20 protein-coding genes are annotated in these 19,279 nt (G+C 34.7%); 5 read left to right on the top strand and 15 right to left on the bottom strand.

The features are described 5' to 3' along the window. Nucleotides 1-24: 24 nt before the first annotated feature. The 5 genes from DSM00_RS05145 to DSM00_RS05125 all read right to left on the bottom strand — a co-directional run bounded on the left by DSM00_RS05145 (nt 25) and on the right by DSM00_RS05125 (nt 4,305). Nucleotides 25-1,077, bottom strand: coding sequence for an NAD(P)-dependent alcohol dehydrogenase (locus tag DSM00_RS05145; RefSeq protein ID WP_128756958.1), 1,053 nt, complete (start codon nt 1,075-1,077; stop codon nt 25-27). Between the two features lie 123 nt (nt 1,078-1,200). Next, nucleotides 1,201-2,052, bottom strand: a complete 852-nt coding sequence (locus tag DSM00_RS05140; protein ID WP_128756957.1) for a DMT family transporter — start codon at nt 2,050-2,052, stop codon at nt 1,201-1,203. A gap of 20 nt (nt 2,053-2,072) precedes the next feature. Beyond that, nucleotides 2,073-2,522: a KTSC domain-containing protein gene (locus tag DSM00_RS05135; protein WP_128756956.1), complete on the bottom strand. Its 450-nt coding sequence runs from the start codon at nt 2,520-2,522 to the stop codon at nt 2,073-2,075. Nucleotides 2,523-2,675: 153 nt separating this feature from the next. Next, the gene (locus tag DSM00_RS05130) at nt 2,676-3,716 is read right to left on the bottom strand and encodes an MBL fold metallo-hydrolase (protein ID WP_128756955.1); all 1,041 of its coding nucleotides are present in this window, start codon (nt 3,714-3,716) and stop codon (nt 2,676-2,678) included. A gap of 19 nt (nt 3,717-3,735) precedes the next feature. Continuing rightward, nucleotides 3,736-4,305, bottom strand: a complete 570-nt coding sequence (locus DSM00_RS05125; RefSeq protein WP_128756954.1) for a PepSY-associated TM helix domain-containing protein — start codon at nt 4,303-4,305, stop codon at nt 3,736-3,738. Between the two features lie 135 nt (nt 4,306-4,440). Between DSM00_RS05125 and DSM00_RS05120 the strand changes: the two genes are divergently transcribed. Continuing rightward, nucleotides 4,441-5,019 carry a pseudouridine synthase gene (locus tag DSM00_RS05120; protein WP_128756953.1) on the top strand — a complete coding sequence of 193 codons (579 nt, stop codon included), beginning with the start codon at nt 4,441-4,443 and terminating at the stop codon, nt 5,017-5,019. A gap of 5 nt (nt 5,020-5,024) precedes the next feature. Here the strand turns inward: DSM00_RS05120 and DSM00_RS05115 are convergent, their stop codons facing one another. Next, nucleotides 5,025-6,284 carry an NAD(P)/FAD-dependent oxidoreductase gene (locus tag DSM00_RS05115; protein ID WP_128756952.1) on the bottom strand — a complete coding sequence of 420 codons (1,260 nt, stop codon included), beginning with the start codon at nt 6,282-6,284 and terminating at the stop codon, nt 5,025-5,027. A gap of 195 nt (nt 6,285-6,479) precedes the next feature. On the opposite strand from DSM00_RS05115, the gene DSM00_RS05110 reads away from it, so the two are divergent. Continuing rightward, the gene (locus DSM00_RS05110) at nt 6,480-6,827 is read left to right on the top strand and encodes a DoxX family protein (RefSeq protein WP_128756951.1); all 348 of its coding nucleotides are present in this window, start codon (nt 6,480-6,482) and stop codon (nt 6,825-6,827) included. 5 nt (nt 6,828-6,832) lie between these two features. Beyond that, nucleotides 6,833-7,186 carry a DoxX family protein gene (locus DSM00_RS05105; protein WP_128756950.1) on the top strand — a complete coding sequence of 118 codons (354 nt, stop codon included), beginning with the start codon at nt 6,833-6,835 and terminating at the stop codon, nt 7,184-7,186. Between the two features lie 71 nt (nt 7,187-7,257). Here DSM00_RS05105 and DSM00_RS05100 read toward each other — a convergent pair whose 3' ends face one another. Continuing rightward, nucleotides 7,258-8,604 carry a DEAD/DEAH box helicase gene (locus DSM00_RS05100; RefSeq protein ID WP_128756949.1) on the bottom strand — a complete coding sequence of 449 codons (1,347 nt, stop codon included), beginning with the start codon at nt 8,602-8,604 and terminating at the stop codon, nt 7,258-7,260. Between the two features lie 320 nt (nt 8,605-8,924). Here DSM00_RS05100 and recQ point away from each other — a divergent pair, with 320 nt between their 5' ends. After that, nucleotides 8,925-11,042 carry a DNA helicase RecQ gene (gene recQ, locus DSM00_RS05095; RefSeq protein ID WP_128756948.1) on the top strand — a complete coding sequence of 706 codons (2,118 nt, stop codon included), beginning with the start codon at nt 8,925-8,927 and terminating at the stop codon, nt 11,040-11,042. On the opposite strand, the gene DSM00_RS05090 is transcribed toward recQ, so the two are convergent. Continuing rightward, nucleotides 11,039-11,710: a complement C1q domain-containing protein gene (locus DSM00_RS05090; RefSeq protein ID WP_128756947.1), complete on the bottom strand. Its 672-nt coding sequence runs from the start codon at nt 11,708-11,710 to the stop codon at nt 11,039-11,041. The two genes, recQ and DSM00_RS05090, sit on opposite strands and share 4 nt — an antisense overlap. A gap of 441 nt (nt 11,711-12,151) precedes the next feature. Between DSM00_RS05090 and DSM00_RS05085 the strand changes: the two genes are divergently transcribed. After that, on the top strand, nt 12,152-12,661 hold the full coding sequence (locus tag DSM00_RS05085) for a peroxiredoxin-like family protein (protein ID WP_128756946.1): 510 nt from the start codon (nt 12,152-12,154) through the stop codon (nt 12,659-12,661). 43 nt (nt 12,662-12,704) lie between these two features. Here DSM00_RS05085 and hisIE read toward each other — a convergent pair whose 3' ends face one another. The 7 genes from hisIE to hisD form a co-directional block, all read right to left on the bottom strand. Beyond that, nucleotides 12,705-13,298, bottom strand: a complete 594-nt coding sequence (hisIE, locus tag DSM00_RS05080; protein WP_128756945.1) for a bifunctional phosphoribosyl-AMP cyclohydrolase/phosphoribosyl-ATP diphosphatase HisIE — start codon at nt 13,296-13,298, stop codon at nt 12,705-12,707. 46 nt (nt 13,299-13,344) lie between these two features. Then, on the bottom strand, nt 13,345-14,100 hold the full coding sequence (hisF, locus tag DSM00_RS05075; RefSeq protein WP_128756944.1) for an imidazole glycerol phosphate synthase subunit HisF: 756 nt from the start codon (nt 14,098-14,100) through the stop codon (nt 13,345-13,347). A 54-nt stretch (nt 14,101-14,154) separates the two neighbouring features. Beyond that, entirely contained in the window at nt 14,155-14,877 is a 723-nt protein-coding gene (gene hisA / locus DSM00_RS05070) for a 1-(5-phosphoribosyl)-5-[(5-phosphoribosylamino)methylideneamino]imidazole-4-carboxamide isomerase (RefSeq protein ID WP_128756943.1), read from the bottom strand. Between the two features lie 270 nt (nt 14,878-15,147). Further along, a complete protein-coding gene (gene hisH / locus DSM00_RS05065; RefSeq protein ID WP_128756942.1) occupies nt 15,148-15,729 on the bottom strand; it encodes an imidazole glycerol phosphate synthase subunit HisH in 582 nt (193 codons plus the stop codon). Nucleotides 15,730-15,764: 35 nt separating this feature from the next. Next, the gene (gene hisB / locus DSM00_RS05060) at nt 15,765-16,922 is read right to left on the bottom strand and encodes a bifunctional histidinol-phosphatase/imidazoleglycerol-phosphate dehydratase HisB (RefSeq protein WP_164916299.1); all 1,158 of its coding nucleotides are present in this window, start codon (nt 16,920-16,922) and stop codon (nt 15,765-15,767) included. Nucleotides 16,923-16,931: 9 nt separating this feature from the next. Further along, nucleotides 16,932-17,984, bottom strand: a complete 1,053-nt coding sequence (hisC, locus tag DSM00_RS05055; RefSeq protein WP_128756941.1) for a histidinol-phosphate transaminase — start codon at nt 17,982-17,984, stop codon at nt 16,932-16,934. After that, the gene (gene hisD / locus DSM00_RS05050; protein ID WP_128756940.1) at nt 17,977-19,275 is read right to left on the bottom strand and encodes a histidinol dehydrogenase; all 1,299 of its coding nucleotides are present in this window, start codon (nt 19,273-19,275) and stop codon (nt 17,977-17,979) included. Before hisD ends, hisC begins: the two co-directional genes overlap by 8 nt. Nucleotides 19,276-19,279 lie beyond the last annotated feature (4 nt).

The raw sequence follows: 19,279 nt of genomic DNA, 5'->3' as shown, positions 1-19,279 counted from the left end.
TTTTTTTTAGATATTTTATGAGAATTATTCTTTTCGTAAAGATTCCATGTCTATAACAAAACGATATTTAACGTCACCATTAATAACGCGCTCATAAGCATCATTGATCGTATTCATATCGATCATTTCAATATCACTAACGATATTATTATCTCCACAGAAATCTAGCATTTCTTGAGTTTCTTTAATTCCGCCAATTAATGAACCGGCAATTCGCTTGCGCCCCATGATAAGATTACCACCGTGCATAGGCTCTAAGGGTTCTACCGCTCCTACCATACACATAGTCGCATCGATTTTCAATAAATTCAAATATGGATTAGTATCATGTCCTACTGGAACAGTATTTAATAAGAAATCAAAACTACCGTTATGTTTTTTCATTGCTTCAGCATCCTTAGAAACCAGAACTTCATCTGCTCCAAGACGTTTAGCATCTTTTCCTTTTTCCGGACTAGTTGTAATCATAACTACGTGTGCTCCCATAGCGTGAGCAAACTTAATACCCATATGACCTAAGCCACCTAAACCTATTACACCTACTTTATCCCCTTTTTTTATCTTCCAGTGATTAAGAGGTGAAAATGTTGTAATACCTGCACATAGTAAGGGAGCTACCGCTTTTTCATCTAGATTTTCAGGAACATTAAGAACATAATAGTTGTCTACAATAATTTCTTCAGAATATCCACCAAAAGTATGACCACCCAGGTGCTTGTCTTTTCCGTTGTAAGTTCCTACCATACCCTTATCGCAAAACTGCTCCAGGTCACTTTTACATGGTTCACATTCCCGACAAGAATCTACCATACAACCTACACCTACCGTGTCTCCTACTTTAAAGTTCGTTACTTCATTTCCTACTTCAAGAACTTTACCTATAATCTCGTGACCAGGAACTACAGGATACTGAGATCCACCCCAATCGTTACGCACCGTATGAATATCACTATGACATACACCGCAATATGTAATTTTAATTTTTACGTCGCGCGGTTTTACTTCTCTGCGCTCAATAGTTAATTGTTTTAATTCTGCTTGAGCATCTGCTGCTCCGTATGCTTTTACCTGGCTCATATTTTTATTTTATTTAGTAAAATAACGTCAATTATGTACTAATAAAAAAAGGGAAGAACCTATTTAAAGTAACTTTAACGGAAGTACCTAACCTAGGTTAAGATTAACACGTAAATAATATTGCTAAGAGAGCTTTCGGTTAAGACGAGAGATAAAAAAGCTACTCATCAGTATAAAACTACCTCCCAAATAAGTATTCCAGGTAAGCTGCTCTCCTAAAACAAAATAACTTAGCAAAACCGCACTTATTACTTCAAGATACATTAGAGAAGTAGCAGTCGTAGGGTTTAAATACTTTAAGCCGAAAAAGAATAAGCTAAAAACTCCTAGACCAATTAGAGCAGCGTAAAATACTGCAATACCAAGCTCTGGTATGGCTACATTATCCATCGCAAAAAGAAAGGGTGCAAATAATACCGCTCCCCCTATATTCTGAAAAAATAGTAATTGCTTTTTATTATAACTAGTAGTTTGTCTCTTAAAAATACAAACAAAAGAAGCGTAACCTACAGCAGATAATAATGACGCCAACATACCTATAAAATCATTTGATTCAAAAGAAAATGGTTTATTTAAGTAGGTAATACCAATACCTATAAATGCCAATATCATTAGATAAACTTGAATTTTTCTAATGGGAGATTTATAAACTAGAGTTTCTATGAGTGTTACAAATAAAGGATACACGTAAAATAAAACTACAGCATTACCTATAGAAGTATACATAAAAGCAACTAGATAAAAATACAATCTAATTGCATTAATTACGGTTGCTAGTAGGAGCATCTTCCTATTCCCTTTAATCCTAATCTCTTTATTATAAAGTAGGGACGGTAATAAAAAGAGAACGGGTACACCTACTCTAAACCAGCCGATGGTACCCGTTGTAAGACTAGGCATAGCTTTTATGAGAACACCATTAAGTCCTGCAATGCAGGCTGCCAGTATTACAGCATATATAGCTTTCTTAGTCACCTATAAGTGATAGTTTTAAATTATGCTTCTTGTAATTCTCGCTTAGATTTGCGATAGGTGTAGCTAGTGTAAATATTTCGCTTTGCAAAACGAACTTGATTACCTGCATTATGGAATTTTAAAAATACATTACGCGGAACACCAAAGTATTCAAACGTGCTACCATCTGTAAATGTAATTTCTAATAAAAGTCCTTTATGTTGATAATCTGCAATACCTTCAGTATTAATTGTAGCTTTATATGTTTCTAAGTTAGCTGCTACCGTTTCTGGAGCGATACTCACAAGAAAGTGGTAACCATCAATAATCTCCCTGCTTTTAAGTTCTGCTTCTTCTTTTAAAGCATCTCCATCCTGAAATTTATCTGGATGCCATTCTTTAACAAGATTTCTATATGCAGTTTTAAGTTGCTTAAGATCAGAAGTTTTATCTGTGTTAAATAACTTACGGTAAGCAGTGATACGTTTCATAGCGTCTTTTTTTTGAAGGCGCAAAGCTAAGCTATTTAATGGTTGTAAATCATACAAACTACAATTATTGCTAAAGACTTAATCTTTTAATAATAAACAGCTTATTAATCACAGGACTCATTGCTTGATTTACTGAGATTCTTTTAATCCCCTCTATTGATTTGTCCACCACTCCTTTGTCTTTACATTGTTAAGTGACATCAATTCACCCAACTTTGGAAGTGTGTATTTTACAGATTTTAATTTAGCTTGATGAACAAAATCTGTTGCCGGTTCTGTCCAGCTATGCAATGCAAGTTTAAATCCAGCCCAATGATAAGGAGTTGCTAAATTTACCTTTGCATCTAGCGCAGCCTGGATACTTTCCTCTGGAAACATATGTATTTGATGCCATTTTTCACCATATTGACCACACTCCATAAAACCAAGATCAAACGGCCCCAGCTTTTCACCTATTTCTTTAAAATGTTTGCCATAACCACCATCACCAGAATGATATAATTTTTCGGTAGAGGTATCAAATACCCAGCCACCCCAAAGCGATTTTGCACGGTCTAACAAACCACGACCAGAGAAATGACGACTTGGAGTAAACGTTATTTTAATACCTTCAAAATTTGCAGAATTCCACCAGTCAAACTCTTGAATATTTCTAGCATTTACTCCCCAAGATTCTAAATGTCTTCCACATCCCAAAGCCACATAAAAGTTCTTTATTTTAGGAATTAATTTTTTCATACTCGCGTAATCAAGGTGGTCATAATGATCGTGAGTTAAAAGCATTAAATCTATAGGAGGAAAATCATCAATTAAGGCTAATGTATTCTTTGAAAAACGCGGAGTTGTTGCTGGAGATATAGGAGCAGAATCGGGTCCCAACATAGGGTCGATGAGAAGCGTTTTGTTATTTATTCGTAAGAGATATACACCGTGTCCATACCAAATATATTTTGTAGAATTAGATGGAGCTAAAAATGCATCCGTATTAAATTCTTCAATGGCTAAATTTTTATCTGGAGTAAAACCCGATCCTTTTCCAAAGAATAATTTATATAACAATCCGGGCATTTCTGAAAGACGCACATCCATAGATGTTTCTTCCAGATTATGGAATTTACCATCTCTCCAATTTGGTGATTTCTGATAGCGTTTGACTAATTCTGGAGTAATTTTACCGCCAAATTGTTTAAACATATTTTACACTCAAAAATTATTATCTACTGGTTTTACGCATATATTTTGGGCCATACCACAACCAGAAACCGGTTATGGTAAATACAAGTAATGCGACACTCATTACAATGGTATATATAAGTTTCACATATCCATTAGTTCCCAAATAATTGTCTATAATTGAGCCGTCGTGTATGTTTTCTACTACATCAGATCTTCGCTTACCAATACTCAAAACTGCTCCCGTTGCCCCATCTAATTGAATCCCATAATAATGTTTTGCAAAAATGAATTTGACGATGCCTTTTTCATCACGCACATCTATTCTATCTAATTCTGTGGATAACTCTGACGAAACAGAATCTTCTAAAACACGTATGGCTTTTTCTTTTAAATCAGACAAGGGCAGCCAGTTTTTTAACTCTGAAGTTGTTCCCGTTTGTGTCTTCGGAAGCATTAAAGAACCACTATTTTTTTTAATACCTAAAAGTAGACCTGAGATTGAAATCACAAAGAAGAACACAAATAATAATGCACCCATGGAGCGGTGAAGCGCTCTAAAATTTCTTAAGATTTTTGCTTGATTTTTCCGTTTCTTTTTTAAAGACATATAGGGTTTGGCAATTGAATATAAAAATCAAAAATAAATCATTACCTCAAACGACAGCATGAGATCTTGTTAAACCTGAAGCAGCTACCAGATGTGCGCATTTATCTTATTTTTGTGATACCAAATATTTGAGCATTGAGTCAACCTAAGCATTACCTTCTTTTTAAACCCTATGGGGTGATTAGTCAGTTAGGATCTAATGATTTACATCAAACACGTAAGAAAAAATTTCTGGCAGAATTATATGATTGGCCTTCTGGTAGTATGCCTATCGGCAGGCTAGATGAAAAGTCTGAAGGTCTATTACTTATGACTACAGATGGTAAATTGAGTGATCTCATAAATCGAAGTGGTATTGAGAAAGAATATTATGCTCTTGTTGATGGCGATCCTAATGAATATGAACTCGATCAATTGCGAGCTGGTATTAAAATAGGATTTGACGGTAAAAAGTATATAACAAAACCCTGTACTGTAAAGCGTATAGAGCAACTGCCTAACTTTCCAGAACGTGGCAAAAAAATACGCGACGCGCGCCATGGTCCTACTACGTGGCTGAGTATAATTATTAAAGAAGGAAAGTTTAGACAAGTGCGTAAAATGACCTCTGCAATAAACTGTCCTACCTTACGATTAGTTCGTGTACGGGTGGGGAATTTAAATTTAAGTACTATGCAACCCGGTGATGTTTTAGATTGGGATGGTGCTATTTAAATTCATTATTTAATCAAACCACCTTCAAGTACTTGTAATAATCCTAGAGCTGCCTGTTCACCACTTAAAATTGCTGCGTTAAGCGAACCGTTGAGTTGCTGATCACCTGCAAGAAATATGCCTGTCATAAGTTGAGTTTCGGTGGGAGGAATACTGTAGCGTACATTTTCAAGTTTAGGTAGTGCCTTAGCAATATGATATCGTTTGAGAAACCTACAGTTCAAAATATTAGCTTGTTCCTTAAGTTCTAGTTTTATGGCTTCGATAAGTTCACTTTCTGAAAAATTATGTTCTCGAACAATTGATACCGATAATATATGTTTTTTACCAGAAGATTCTGTCTCCAGAATACTGGGATAAAAAATATTATTTATCAAACTTGATTTTTTATGAAACAAACCTATTATAGGCTTATCAATGCGCAGTGAATCTACCTCAAAGTAAAGATTATCAACTGATTTCCAGTCTACGCCTTGATTTTTTAGGTTACTTACTAAAGTACTCGCTTCAGTTGCAATTAGTGTACTGTCAGAAATTAATTCCGTATTATCTTCAAGAATAATTTTCTCACTTGTAATTTGCTGAACTCTTGTATTAAATAAAAATTTTGTCTTCTTTAATTTACCTTTTAATTGATCTGCAATAGCGCCTATTCCCGCTTTGGGAATAACAGCTAATCCTTCACCAAACATCTTATAAATGAACTCAAACATTCTGCTTGATGTTTGTAGCTCTCCCTCTAAGAAAATACCGCTAAAGAAAGGTTTGAAAAAAGAATTTATAATACGATCTGAAAACCCATAGTTCTTCAGATACTTTAAGGTTGTAAGCTCTTCAGAATTAAAAATAGCTTCAAGACTTTTATCTGATAGCGCATTGTTAAGTTTTAGAATTTTAATTTTATCTCTAATACTTCCTGCAGAAGCTAGTACGGTAGGTATAGCCAGACTTAATGTACGCAATGGATCGCCCAGAGTTTGAGTGCTTCCGTCTTTAAGTAGTATCGCTCCCGGTAAAAGAGGTTGCAATTCCAGAGATTCATAATCTAAATATTCTTGCGATTTGGGATACGCCTCAAGCATTACTTGAAAACCATGATCTAATTGGTAACCTTCAACTAGATCTGTTTTAATTCTTCCTCCTACCCGATCTGTGGCTTCGATAATAGTAGGACTATATCCTTTACTTTCTAAAATTTGTGCAGCAATTAAACCACTAACTCCAGCACCTACTATATATAAATTAACCTCGTCTTTGCGTTTCATAAATATTCTCAACTGGTATACTTTATAAAATACCGTCTTTTATAAGAGACCAATTTAACAATCATATTCCGATTTCATTATCAAAATTGGTATCAAAATAATGTGTTCATATTTTTTGAAAGTCTTTTAACTAAAGATTAATTCACATAAACCAATTTGTAGCTAACATATCTATAATTTCATCAAAAAATGTATATGGAATTAATAGCTACAATTGCACAACTTATAATTGCCTTATCTATAGTAATTGTCTGGGTTTTTAGATGGGAAAATATTGTAAATGAATTTAAAGAGTATGGTTTATCAGATCTAACGCGAAACTGTGTAGGTGCTACTAAAATTGCGCTTTCTACATTACTAGTTGCAGGTATATGGTATGATAAGCTAGTTGCAGTTCCTGCACTTATAATGGCTTTTTTAATGATTTGTGCTCAACTTGCGCATATAAAAGTTAAAAATCCTTTTCATAAATATCTCCCATCCTTGCTGTTATTAGTTTTAAGTTTATTTGTTGCAGCGGTACATCTTAAACTTATTAACTAGTGCTGATGGTCTATCAAGGTTTAGCGCTTATTACCGGATTAAGCTTTATTCTATATGGTATGAGTTGCCTGACTACACAGCAAATGATAAACGAATTTGATCGTTTTAATCTTTCTAAATGGCGCATACTCGTTGGTTATTTGCAGATAATGGGTGGCGCGGGCTTACTTATCGGTCTTTTTCTAAATACTACCTTAGTTATATTTAGTGCAGGTGGTTTATCACTTCTTATGTTTATGGGATTTATAACCAGACTTTATATTAAAGATGGTTTTATAAAATCATCTCCTGCATTTATATTTATGCTTGTTAATGCCATTATTGTATTCGGGTTCTGGGACATAACATTCGGAATTTAATTATAAAAAAATAAGCCCTTGGAAATCCAAGAGCTTATTTTTTTATAATTTAAAATCTTAAAAACCGAAATTTATTTTTTGTTACGGCGGTTGTAGTTTTTATCCCCGCGGGTTTTAGGTTTTTTATATTTTTTAGCTATTTCTCTGCGGTAACTACCTCCTAAGTTCACTTTTTGATTTTTCTCACTTTTTTCGTGGAAACTAGCTCCTTTAGACTCATTACGCTTATTCGGATTATTTATTTCTACATATTCTGGTTCCTCTTCAGGTAATAATCGTGTAGAAATTTCAAGATCTTCCGGCAGTTCCTTTTGACTAATGGACTTTTCCATTAATGCTTCGATCTCCTGTCTTTTTTCAAGTTCGTCAGGAGTTCCCATTAAAATACTTTTACCTGTAGTACCGGCTCTACCTGTACGTCCTATACGATGCATATAGTTTTCAGGAAAACGAGGAACATCCATATTAAAAACGTGCGTAACTTGATCGAGATCGAGTCCGCGAGCCATAACATCAGTTGTTACTAAAATACGGTAGCTACCAGCATCAAATTGACCTATAGCATTAATACGGTAATTCTGAGTTTTATTAGCGTGTATCACTCCTACCTCGTTACCATAAACTTCTTCAAGAACCGTGTATAAACGATCAGCGTGTTTTTTATTTGAAACAAAAACCAAGTTCTTCGTATACTCCTGCTTATCTTTTAATAGCTTAATAAGTAAGTTGGCTTTAGTATAAAAATTAGGTAACTCGTAGTACGATTGTTCAATTGATTCTAGAGGCGTACCACTTAAAGCGACTTGAATACGTTCTGGAGCCGTAAAAAAGGTGTCCATCAATTCATCAACTTCATCAGTCATTGTCGCAGAAAACATAATATTTTGCCTGCGCGGTGGCATTAAATCAAAAATATTTACAAGTTGATATCTAAAGCCTAAGTCAAGCATCACATCTACTTCATCAATAATTAGTTGCTTGACAGATTTTAATTCAAGATTACGACTTACAGCGAGGTCGTATAAACGTCCTGGAGTAGCAACGAGGATATCACATCCCTGGGCAACCTCTTGTCTTTGAACATTTATATTTGCACCACCATAAATACCAAGCACACGTATGGAGCTATACTTACCGTAACTTTTTACTTGATCCACAACTTGTATAACCAGCTCTCGAGTAGGAACCATTATTAAAACACGTGGATTTACTTGTTTTGAAAATTTTAAACCTTCAAGTATAGGTAAGGTATAAGCAAAAGTTTTACCGGTACCGGTTTGTGCAATTCCTACAACATCGCGGCCAGAACGTACCACAGAAAATGCCTCTTGTTGAATAGGCGTAGGATGGGTAAAGCCCAGATCTTCTATTGCGTATCGAAGTTGTTTGTTTATTTTAAAATCGTCAAATGACTGCATGTGAAGTAAATTTGATGCAAAGGTACGTTTTTAAACGTGTAGGTTTTTATTCAATTTAACAGCATTTAATTTTATTCAGTAAAACCGTTAGATACATTTATTCTAATTCTAAATTTATAAATACTACTAATTGATCTTTCTTAAGAAATCCTGCAACTGTCAATGTCTTTTATTACATTTAATCAGTACATTTTCAGTATAAAACCTTACTCTGAATACTTTCAGTATCTTAGCATTTCTACTCTCACGACACTATCATTTAGATCTCAAAAGGGGTGTAATTGGCTTCAAAATTCCGTTTTTTTGCACAAAATTATTTTATGCATCCTGAGATAGATAGTGCCACCCTTTTAACCACGCTCAAAACCTATTTTGGTTATGATAGTTTTAGAAATCAACAAGGCGCCATAATTAAGACAGTCGTTGAAGGTAATGACGCAATCGTGATTATGCCTACCGGTGGTGGTAAATCTATTTGCTTTCAATTACCGGCATTGTTATTTAAGGGATTTACACTTGTAATTTCCCCATTAATCGCTTTGATGAAAGATCAGGTAGATGGTCTTAAAGCAAACGGAATTGAGGCAGATTTCTACAATAGTAGTCAAACAACGCACGAACAACAAGATATCATCGCTAGAGCTGCAGAGGGAAAACTTAAATTACTCTATGTTGCCCCAGAAAGTTTATCTGGCCTTACTCCATTACTGAGTGAGACGTATATAAGTATGATAGCTATAGATGAGGCGCATTGTATCTCATCTTGGGGACACGACTTTAGACCTTCCTACCAGCAATTAGGCTTCTTAAAAAAGTCGCTGCCTAATACACCGGTAATAGCTTTAACTGCCACAGCAGATAAGGCTACACGAAAAGATATTGCAGACCAACTTGCAATTTCAAATGCACAACAATTCTTAAGTTCGTTTGATCGACCTAATATTGAATTAGAAGTTCGTGCTGCAGATAAAAGATTAGACCAGATTAAAGAATTTTTAAAAAAGCGATCTGGCACAAGCGGAATCATCTATTGCCTGAGTAGAAAAACTACAGAAAGTGTTTCTGATGCCTTAAATGCGATTGGAATCAAATCTACCTCGTATCACGCGGGTCTAGACTTTGAAGAACGTACCCGTGTACAAGAAGATTTTATTTATGATAAAACTCAGGTGGTTTGTGCGACTGTAGCTTTTGGGATGGGAATAGATAAGTCTAATGTGAGATGGGTAATACATTATAATATGCCTAAAAATCTGGAGGGGTATTATCAAGAAATTGGAAGGGCCGGTCGTGATGGTTTAAAATCAAATGCATTATTATTCCATAGTTATGCAGATGTACTACAACTGAAACGCTTTACTCAAGGTGCGGCTAACGAAGATGTGCAAAATGCCAAGTTGGATCGCATGAAACAATATGCCGAAGCAACTACATGCCGAAGAAAAATACTACTCAGTTACTTTGGTCAGTTTTTAGAAGAAGATTGCGGCAATTGCGATGTCTGTAAAAATCCGCCTCAATTTTTTGACGGTACTATAATCGCACAGAAAGCTCTTAGTACAATTGCTCGCGCAAAAGAGAGTCAGCCTATAGGTATTCTAATTGATATTCTAAGAGGGGCTAAAAATGCAGCAATATTAGACAAAGAACTTGACCAACTTAGTACATACGGGATTGGATCTGATCTATCTTGGAAAGATTGGCAGCATTACTTTTTACAATTAATTAATCAAGGGTATTGTGAAATAGCGTTTCACTTACGTAATAGTTTACACCTTACAGCATCAAGCAAGGCGGTTTTATTTGAAGGAAAAAAGGTAAGCTTAACGATACCTGTAGAATTACCAGAACATGAAACGGTTACGGTTGAGAAAAAGAAATCTAAAAAAACCAATGCTTTATTTGAAAAATTACGTTTACTACGTGCAGATATTGCAAAAGATGAAGGAATTCCTGCCTATTTAGTTTTTAGTGATAAAACACTTCAAGAAATGGAGCGTGTACGACCTCTGAGCGAAATGGAATTGTTAGAAATAAGCGGAGTGGGACAGCGTAAATTAGAGGTGTACGGTGATGATTTCATACAAGCCATTCAAGAATTTCAATCTGAAAAATTAAAGAAAAAAGGTAGCAAAACCGCAACACATCAAGTAACCTACTCCTTAATTAAAGACGGTTTATCAATCGAAGAAATTGCCAAGAAAAGAGACCTTAAAGACACAACTATTTATTCTCATATCGCCAAACTGGCTCTAGATGGTGAACAAATAGATCTTTTTCAATATGTTTCTCAAAAAGAAGTATCTCAGATCGAAAAAGCAAAAGTAACCTTGGATAACCCAGAAACACTAAAAGCATATTTTGAGCATTTTGAAGAAAAAATGGACTACCACAAAATACGTTTAGGCTTAACGATCTTAGAACTCAATAAAGCTTAATGAACTTGTTCTATAGCACAGAAAGAGTCAAACCCTGATGAAGAACCTGCCAGACTTAAACCTACAAGCGTGTATAATTTAAAAGATATTTCTTCACCTGCCGAAAGTTCAACTAAGGTAGAAACCGAACGTGTAGGTGGAGAAACATTAATTCCTAAAACAGAAAAATTGAGAAACCGCTCTTCAGCAATTTTTTTCAAATTACTACCTCCTGAATCACTTTTATATACCGCAAGTCCCAAATCACCAGCACTTAATCCTGCTGTTCTGATTTGTGCAGAAACTCTGTAGATTCCAGAATCCTTTGCGCTGAATACGCCAGTAGCCGTATTGAACTCATTTTTTAAATCAAAATCCTTAGAATTAAATACTATCGTAATATATGAAGCTACAGAAATACTTTGATTGGTGGTAAGTTTAGCCTTAACCAAAGATTTATCAATATTTGATAATAATTTTTTAGTTGAAATTCTTTGCAGTACGCCTCTACCATCAAAAACTACTAATGAATCTTTTGCAGCACTATCTTTACCTTCTGAATAATTACGCACGCGTAAGGCGCCATTAACATCTAAAATCACATCTGGATGTGGAGTAACAGTACCTATGCCTATTTGAGAATAGGCAGCACTTGAAAATAGATACAGGACTATTAAAAATTTATGCATCTCTACGTAATTACTACCTTCTAAAGATCTAAATAAATACGATGAAATACAATAAATCAGGTTTAAGTGTTGATATATTGAACTTTGGAAGCATTTTCGAATCTAATTTTATTCATTTTTCCAACAATTCTGATTTTTCCGATTCTATCAATTGGCATATTTTACTAGTAATAACCAATAATTGTAAGTTTTATATTACAAGATATTGAAGCTTTTATGGCAATTTTATCCCAGATATGCATTAAATTAAAATGTACTTGTACAAATATTCTATTTTAGACTATTTTGAATTGGCTTATCAAATACATTAAATTTTCGAAAATTTCTCTTGGGTAATAGATTACTTAAAAGCTTTTTTTTAAGATTATTAACGCAGTTTTAATAAAGCTTTGACTTACAAGCAAGAATGCTATGAGTACTTTTAAAGAAAAGATATAAATTATGATCAAACCAAAAAATAAAGTCCCGGAATTACAATTAGATTTAATCAATGATACTAAATGGATTCTTGAGAATCAAAAGCCAGAAAAATATACATTAATTGTATTTTACAGAGGTCTGCATTGCCCTGTTTGTAAAAAACAATTACAGGATTTAGCTTCAAAAACTGAAGATTTTAAATCTAGAGGCGTGAATGTAATTGCCGTAAGTATGGACACCGAAAAGAGAGCCAAACTTTCTGCAGAAAAGTGGGAAACAGGTGATTTACCTATTGGATACGGTTTATCTGAAGATAAAGCGAGAGAATGGGGATTATACATATCACATTCGGTAAAAGATCCAGAACCAGAAGTATTTTCTGAACCCGGTATGTTCTTGATACGAGCCGATGGAACATTATATTTCTCTTCCATTCAAACTATGCCGTTTGCAAGACCAGAATTAGATGCTGTTCTTAAGGCTATAGATTTTGTTGAAAAAGAAGATTATCCCGCACGTGGCGGAAAATAAATCTAAATTTAAAAAAGCCCATAATTTGATTATGGGGCTTTTTTTATTTTTTCCGGTTTATTAAAACTTGCTCAATATCTTGAAGACCAAAACCTTTTGCCTTAAGAAGTATTAAATAATGAAAAAGCAAATCTGCACTTTCATTTAAGAACAAATCATCGTTTTCATCCTTAGCTTCAATTACGACTTCAACAGCTTCCTCTCCTACTTTTTGTGCAATTTTATTTATTCCTTTTCGGAACAAATCTGCCACATAACTCTTCTCATTTTCTTGATTAGCTTGTCTATCGGCTATTGTAGTTTCTAAGTCGCTAAAAAAACCAAAATCTTGTGTATTAGTATCTCCCCAGCAATTATCTGTCCCTTTATGGCACGTTGGTCCTTGAGGATTTACTGCTATAAGTAAGGAATCACTGTCACAATCATTTTTTATGGATACAAGGTTTAAAAAGTTTCCACTTTCCTCTCCTTTTGTCCATAAACGTTGTTTACTACGACTATAAAATGTAACTTTTTTTGTCTCATTAGTTTTGAGATATGCTTCCTCGTTCATATAACCTAACATTAAAACGGTTTTCGTTTTAGCATCTTGAATTATAGCAGGAACGAGACCTTTCTCGTCATATGTAATTTTCATTCTCTTTTAATTTTGTCCTATTAATCGCATGGTATTTCCTAAGAATTTACAATCGAATAGGTATATTTTTACTTTTTAATTCTAATTTTAATAGTGGAATATCAATTTCGTGAAAATGAAATACACTCGCTGCTAATGCTGCATCAGCCTTACCGCTGGTAAAAGTATCTGTAAAATGCTGCATAGTTCCCGCTCCGCCAGATGCAATAACCGGTATATTTAATAATTCACTCAATCGTGCAAGTGCCTCATCTGCGAAACCTGCTTTTGTGCCATCATGATCCATTGAGGTGAATAGAATTTCCCCGGCACCGCGAGATTCAACTTCTTGTGCCCACTCAAAAAGATCTAAATCTGTTGGCACTTTACCACCTACCAGATGTACTGTCCACTTACCATTTATCTGCTTTGCATCAATTGCAACAACAACACATTGCGAACCAAACTTTGCAGCAAGCTCATTGATTAACTTCGGATTTTTAACTGCGGAAGAGTTAATAGAAACTTTATCTGCCCCGTTTTGAAGTAGAATATCTACATCCTCTACAGAAGATATACCACCACCTACTGTAAAGGGAATATTAATTTTCTCAGCAACACGCAAAACCAAATCTGCTAAAGTTTTACGACGTTCTTCTGTTGCCGAAATATCAAGAAAAACCAATTCGTCTGCACCGGTTTCAGCATATTTTGCTGCAAGTTCGACCGGATCCCCTGCATCGCGTAAATCAATAAAATTTACACCTTTAACAGTTCTTCCATTTTTAATATCTAAACAAGGTATTATTCGTTTTGTAAGCATTCTTCTTTTTTAGTATTCCGCGAAAGCGAAATTTTATTTTTTCAGTATGTACTATTAACCGAGAATAAATGATTCCAGTTGTTTCATAGATATTCTACCCTCATATATAGCTTTACCTATGATGGTTCCTTCACAACCCATTTCGGCAAGTTTCGGCAGTTCGTCAAATTCAGAAATCCCACCTGAGGCGATAAGTTTTAAATTTTCAGTTTCTTCTAAAATACGCTTATATAAATCAAAAGAAGGTCCTTCAAGCATACCATCTTTACTTATATCTGTGCAAATAACATAGGAAATTCCTTCTTTTTGATACCCTTTTATAAATGGTATTAATTCTTCTTTAGACTCTTCTAACCATCCGCTTACTGCAACTTTTTCATTCATCGCATCTGCACCAAGAATAATCTTATCACTACCAAATTTTGAGAGCCAATTGATGAAGGTCTCCCGATCTTTCACAGCTATACTACCACCTGTAATCTGCTGTGCGCCACTCTCAAATGCAATACGTAAGTCATCATCGGTTTTTAAACCGCCTCCAAAATCAATTTTTAACTTAGTATGGGTCGCAATTTGCTCAAGTATATGATGATTTACAATGTGTTTGCTTTTTGCCCCGTCAAGGTCTACGAGATGCAAATATTGAATACCGTGTGCTTCAAACTGCTTAGCCACCTCTAACGGATTTTCATTATAGATTTTTTTGGTATTGTAATCGCCTTTAGATAGTCGTACACACTTACCATCTATAATATCAATTGCCGGAATTATTCTCATTGTATAAAGTAAAAATTAAAAAAAACGAAATTCGATTTTACTAGTTTTCCTATTTAGTTTTCATCATTGTATTGATTGAGTCTACAGTAATTATAAATAATTCTGAAGCTTCTTGTAAAATTCTAACCAAAAGTAAGATTCATTAAAACAAAACACCCATTTTATATATTCTGGTTTAAAAAGATTAGAACAGAGATTCCAACAGTCAATTTAAAAGGGTTTGTTCTAACTTTTAAGTCGTCTACTACTTTTTAAGTTCGTTTCACCGATTTACATTTGTAGGAAATTCTTCAAAACCTGTTCACCAACTAATCCTGATTTTTCTGGGTGAAATTGAACGCCATAAAAATTGTCTTTTTGTAAAGCCGAAGCATACTTCACATCATACATTGTTTCTGCTATCAACTCCTCACATTTAGGAGCATAAAAACTATGTACCAGATACATATGCGAATTCTCAGGAATTCCCTCAAATAATGGACTATTTAAATTTGATACTTCATTCCAACCTATTTGCGGAACTTTAACGCTGTTAGAAAATTTCGTAACAGATACATCAAATATTCCTAAGCCTGTAGTATCTCCTTCAGTTGAATGCTTACACATTAACTGCATACCCAGACAAATACCTAAAACCGGTTGCGTTAAAGTCGGAATAAGTTTATCTAGACCGGTATCTCGCAATTTTGCCATAGCGCTACTAGCCTCTCCTACTCCCGGAAATATCACTTTATCAGCAGCTTTAATCTCTTCAGCATCATCAGATAAAACTGCATCAACGCCCAGCCGTTTAAAAGCAAATTTTATACTCTGTATATTACCTGCTCCGTAATTAATAATAACTAATTTCATTGTATTCTTTTTATCATCTTGGTATAGCTAAAATTTTATAGCATCCCCTTAGTACTAGGCAGTATCATTTTTTCTGAATCTCGCTTCACTGCTACCTTTATCGCTTTAGCAAAAGCCTTAAAAATCGCTTCTATTTTATGATGCTCATTTACACCTTCAGCTTTAATATTAAGATTTGCACGAGCACCATCTGTAAATGATTTAAAGAAATGGTAAAACATTTCTGTAGGCATTTCTCCTATTTTCTCACGTTTAAAATCTGCTTCCCATACTAACCAATTACGACCTCCAAAATCTATAGCAACCTGCGCCAGACAGTCATCCATAGGCAAGCAAAAACCATAGCGCTCTATTCCTAATTTATTGCCTAAAGCCATTGCAAAAACTTCACCTAACGCAATAGCCGTATCTTCTATCGTGTGATGTTCATCTACCTCAAGATCCCCGTTGACATATATATTGAGATCCATAGAACCGTGCCTCGCTAATTGATCGAGCATATGATCAAAAAAAGCTAACCCTGTTTTTATATCACTCTTACCGGTCCCATCTAGATTAAGTTCAATTTTAATGTCGGTTTCATTAGTTTTCCTTACTATAGATGCAGTGCGTGCCTCCAGCTTTAAAAATTCATATATTTTTTGCCAGTCATTGCTTTCTAAAGCAATTATAGAATCTAGCTCGCTTCGATCTACTGTAGTTTCACCAGTACCTAACTCGGTATTGTCATTTATAAAAATTCCCTTAGCACCTAAATTTTTTGCCAACTCAATGTCGGTAAGGCGATCTCCTATTACATAGCTGTTTTCAAGATCATATTTATCAGAGAAGTAGCTGGTAAGTAAACCGGTCCCTGGTTTACGAGTAACTGCATTTTCATGAGGAAATGTGCGATCTAGATAAACAGCATCAAAAACAACACCTTCATTCTCAAAAGATTTCATTATAAAATTATGCACTGGCCAGAAGGTATCTTCTGGAAACGAATCTGTACCCAAACCGTCTTGATTTGTAATCATTACCAATTCATAATCGAGTTCCTGTGCAATTTTACTCATATATGTAAATGCTTTAGGATAAAATATCATTTTCTCAAATGCGTCTATTTGCTCGTCGACAGTTTCTTTAATCAAGGTACCGTCCCGATCTATAAAAAGCACTTTTCGACCTATATTATTTTGATTAGATTTCATTAAATACGTTTATGCCAGCTCTTTTAAAACTGCAATTAGTTTTTCATTTTCCTCAGTTGTCCCTACAGTAAATCGCAATGTATTCTCACATAAAGCTTGACTACTTCTATTACGCACTACGATTCCTTTCTCAAGTAATTGATTGTATCTTTTATTAGCATCATCAACCCGAGCCAAAATAAAGTTGGCTTCTGAAGGATAAACTTTATTTACATAATTCACTTCAAGTAAAACTTTAGATAAAGCATCTCTTTGCTTTAATATTGAATTAATCTCACTTGCTACTGATTCATAATTAAGAATACGTTCAAGAGCTCGTTTCTGCGTTAATTCATTTACATTATAAGGAGGCTTAATTTTATTAAGTACACCTATTATTTCAGCGGAAGCATAACAAATTCCCAATCGTATTCCTGCTAAACCATATGCTTTAGACAAGGTTTGAATAATTACAAGATTAGGATAATTATGTAATTGAGTAGACCAACTTTCCGCAGCCGAAAAATCAATATAGGCTTCATCAACAACCACTAAACCTTTAAAATTTTCCAGCAAATAGGTTATAGACGCTGCTTCAAAACTATTCGCAGTTGGATTGTTTGGTGAGCATAAGAAAATCATTTTCGTTTGATGATCTACCTGATCCAGAATAGAATTTACATCTGGCTGAAAATCTTTAGATAATAAAACTTCTCTATTAGCAATAGCATTAGTAGCAGCAAGAACAGCATACATACCATAAGTAGGTGGAAGTGTAACCACATTATCTACATTAGGTTCGCAGAAGGCTCTAAACAACAAATCAAGAACTTCATCACTACCATTACCTAATAAAATCTGATCTACAGGAACGCGTTTTACAGATGATAAATGTTGTTTTAAAGTAACTTGCTGTGGATCTGGATATCTATTAACACCGGTATTATAAGGATTTTCGTTGGCATCTAAAAATACCATATCCTCGTGAAAATCTTTAAACTCATCTCGTGCAGAGGAATAAGGCTTAAGCTTAGCCACGTTATCACGAACCAATTTTTCTAAGTAGAATGTTTGATTATGCATTCGGATTTTGTTTTAATTTGTTAAGACGTAAGGTTACTGCATTTTTGTGTGCTTGTAATCCTTCTGCCACAGCCATAAGTTCAATTTGGGTACCTATATTTTGGATACCTTGAGGAGTTAATTCTTGAAAAGTCATACTTTTCATAAAACTGTCGAGGTTCACTCCGCTATACTGCTTCGCATATCCATTTGTAGGCAAGGTATGATTTGTTCCGGAGGCGTAGTCTCCTGCAGATTCAGGAGTATAATTCCCAATAAAAACGGAACCTGCGTTAGCTATATTTTCTACATAATAATCATTGTCATTTGTAGCAACAATAAAATGCTCAGGACCATATTCATCAATTAACTCCAATGCAGTTTTGTGATCTTCGACAAAAATGAGTTTGCTGTTGGCAATTGCTTGTTCTGCTAATTTTTTCCGAGGTAGCACGGCTAATTGCGATTCTATTTCACGTTCTACCGAATAAATTAATTCTTTTGAAGTAGAAACCAGAATTACCTGGCTATCTGCGCCGTGCTCTGCCTGACTTAAAAGATCTGAGGCAACAAAAGAGGGTTCTGCTGTATCATCTGCTACAACTAATAATTCTGATGGTCCTGCAGGCATATCTATACTTACATTGTATTTTGTAGCCATTTGTTTAGCGACCGTTACAAATTGATTTCCGGGACCAAATATTTTGTAAACTTTAGAAATAGTTTCTGTACCAAAAGTCATTGCACCTATAGCTTGAATACCTCCTACTTTAAAAATTTTATCTATACCGCATAAGGCAGCTGTAAATAAAATTGCCGGATTGATATTTCCATTTTTATCTGGAGGAGTGCATAATATAATTTCCTTGCATCCCGCAATTTTAGCAGGAATTGCAAGCATAAGAATCGTAGAAAATAGCGGGGCTGTGCCTCCGGGAATATACAATCCTACTTTTTGAATAGGTCTCTTTTCTTGCCAGCAATTCACACCTTCACTAGTCTCAACATAAATAGGTGATGTTACTTGAGCTTTGTGAAATTTTTCTATATTCTGCTTAGCAAGCTTTATAGCATTTTTAAGATCCAGATTTACTCGATCATTTGCTAAGTTAATTTCAGAATCTGAAACCTGTATTTTTTTTAATTGAATTCCGTCGAACTTCTGAGTATAAAAATTTACAGCATCATCACCTTTAGCTTGTATTTCTTTAAAAACTTCAAGTACGGTGCCTTCAATTTGTGCATAAGTCTGCGTAGGTCTTTTTAAAAGTTCATCCCACGAAGAACGATCTGGGTTGTCTATTTTGATCATAATA

It is taken from the genome of Leeuwenhoekiella aequorea, from assembly GCF_004104375.1.
Lineage (GTDB): Bacteria > Bacteroidota > Bacteroidia > Flavobacteriales > Flavobacteriaceae > Leeuwenhoekiella > Leeuwenhoekiella aequorea.
The sequence above is the reverse complement of the archived record's forward strand: the minus strand, read 5'-3'. Positions and strand labels throughout refer to the sequence as shown.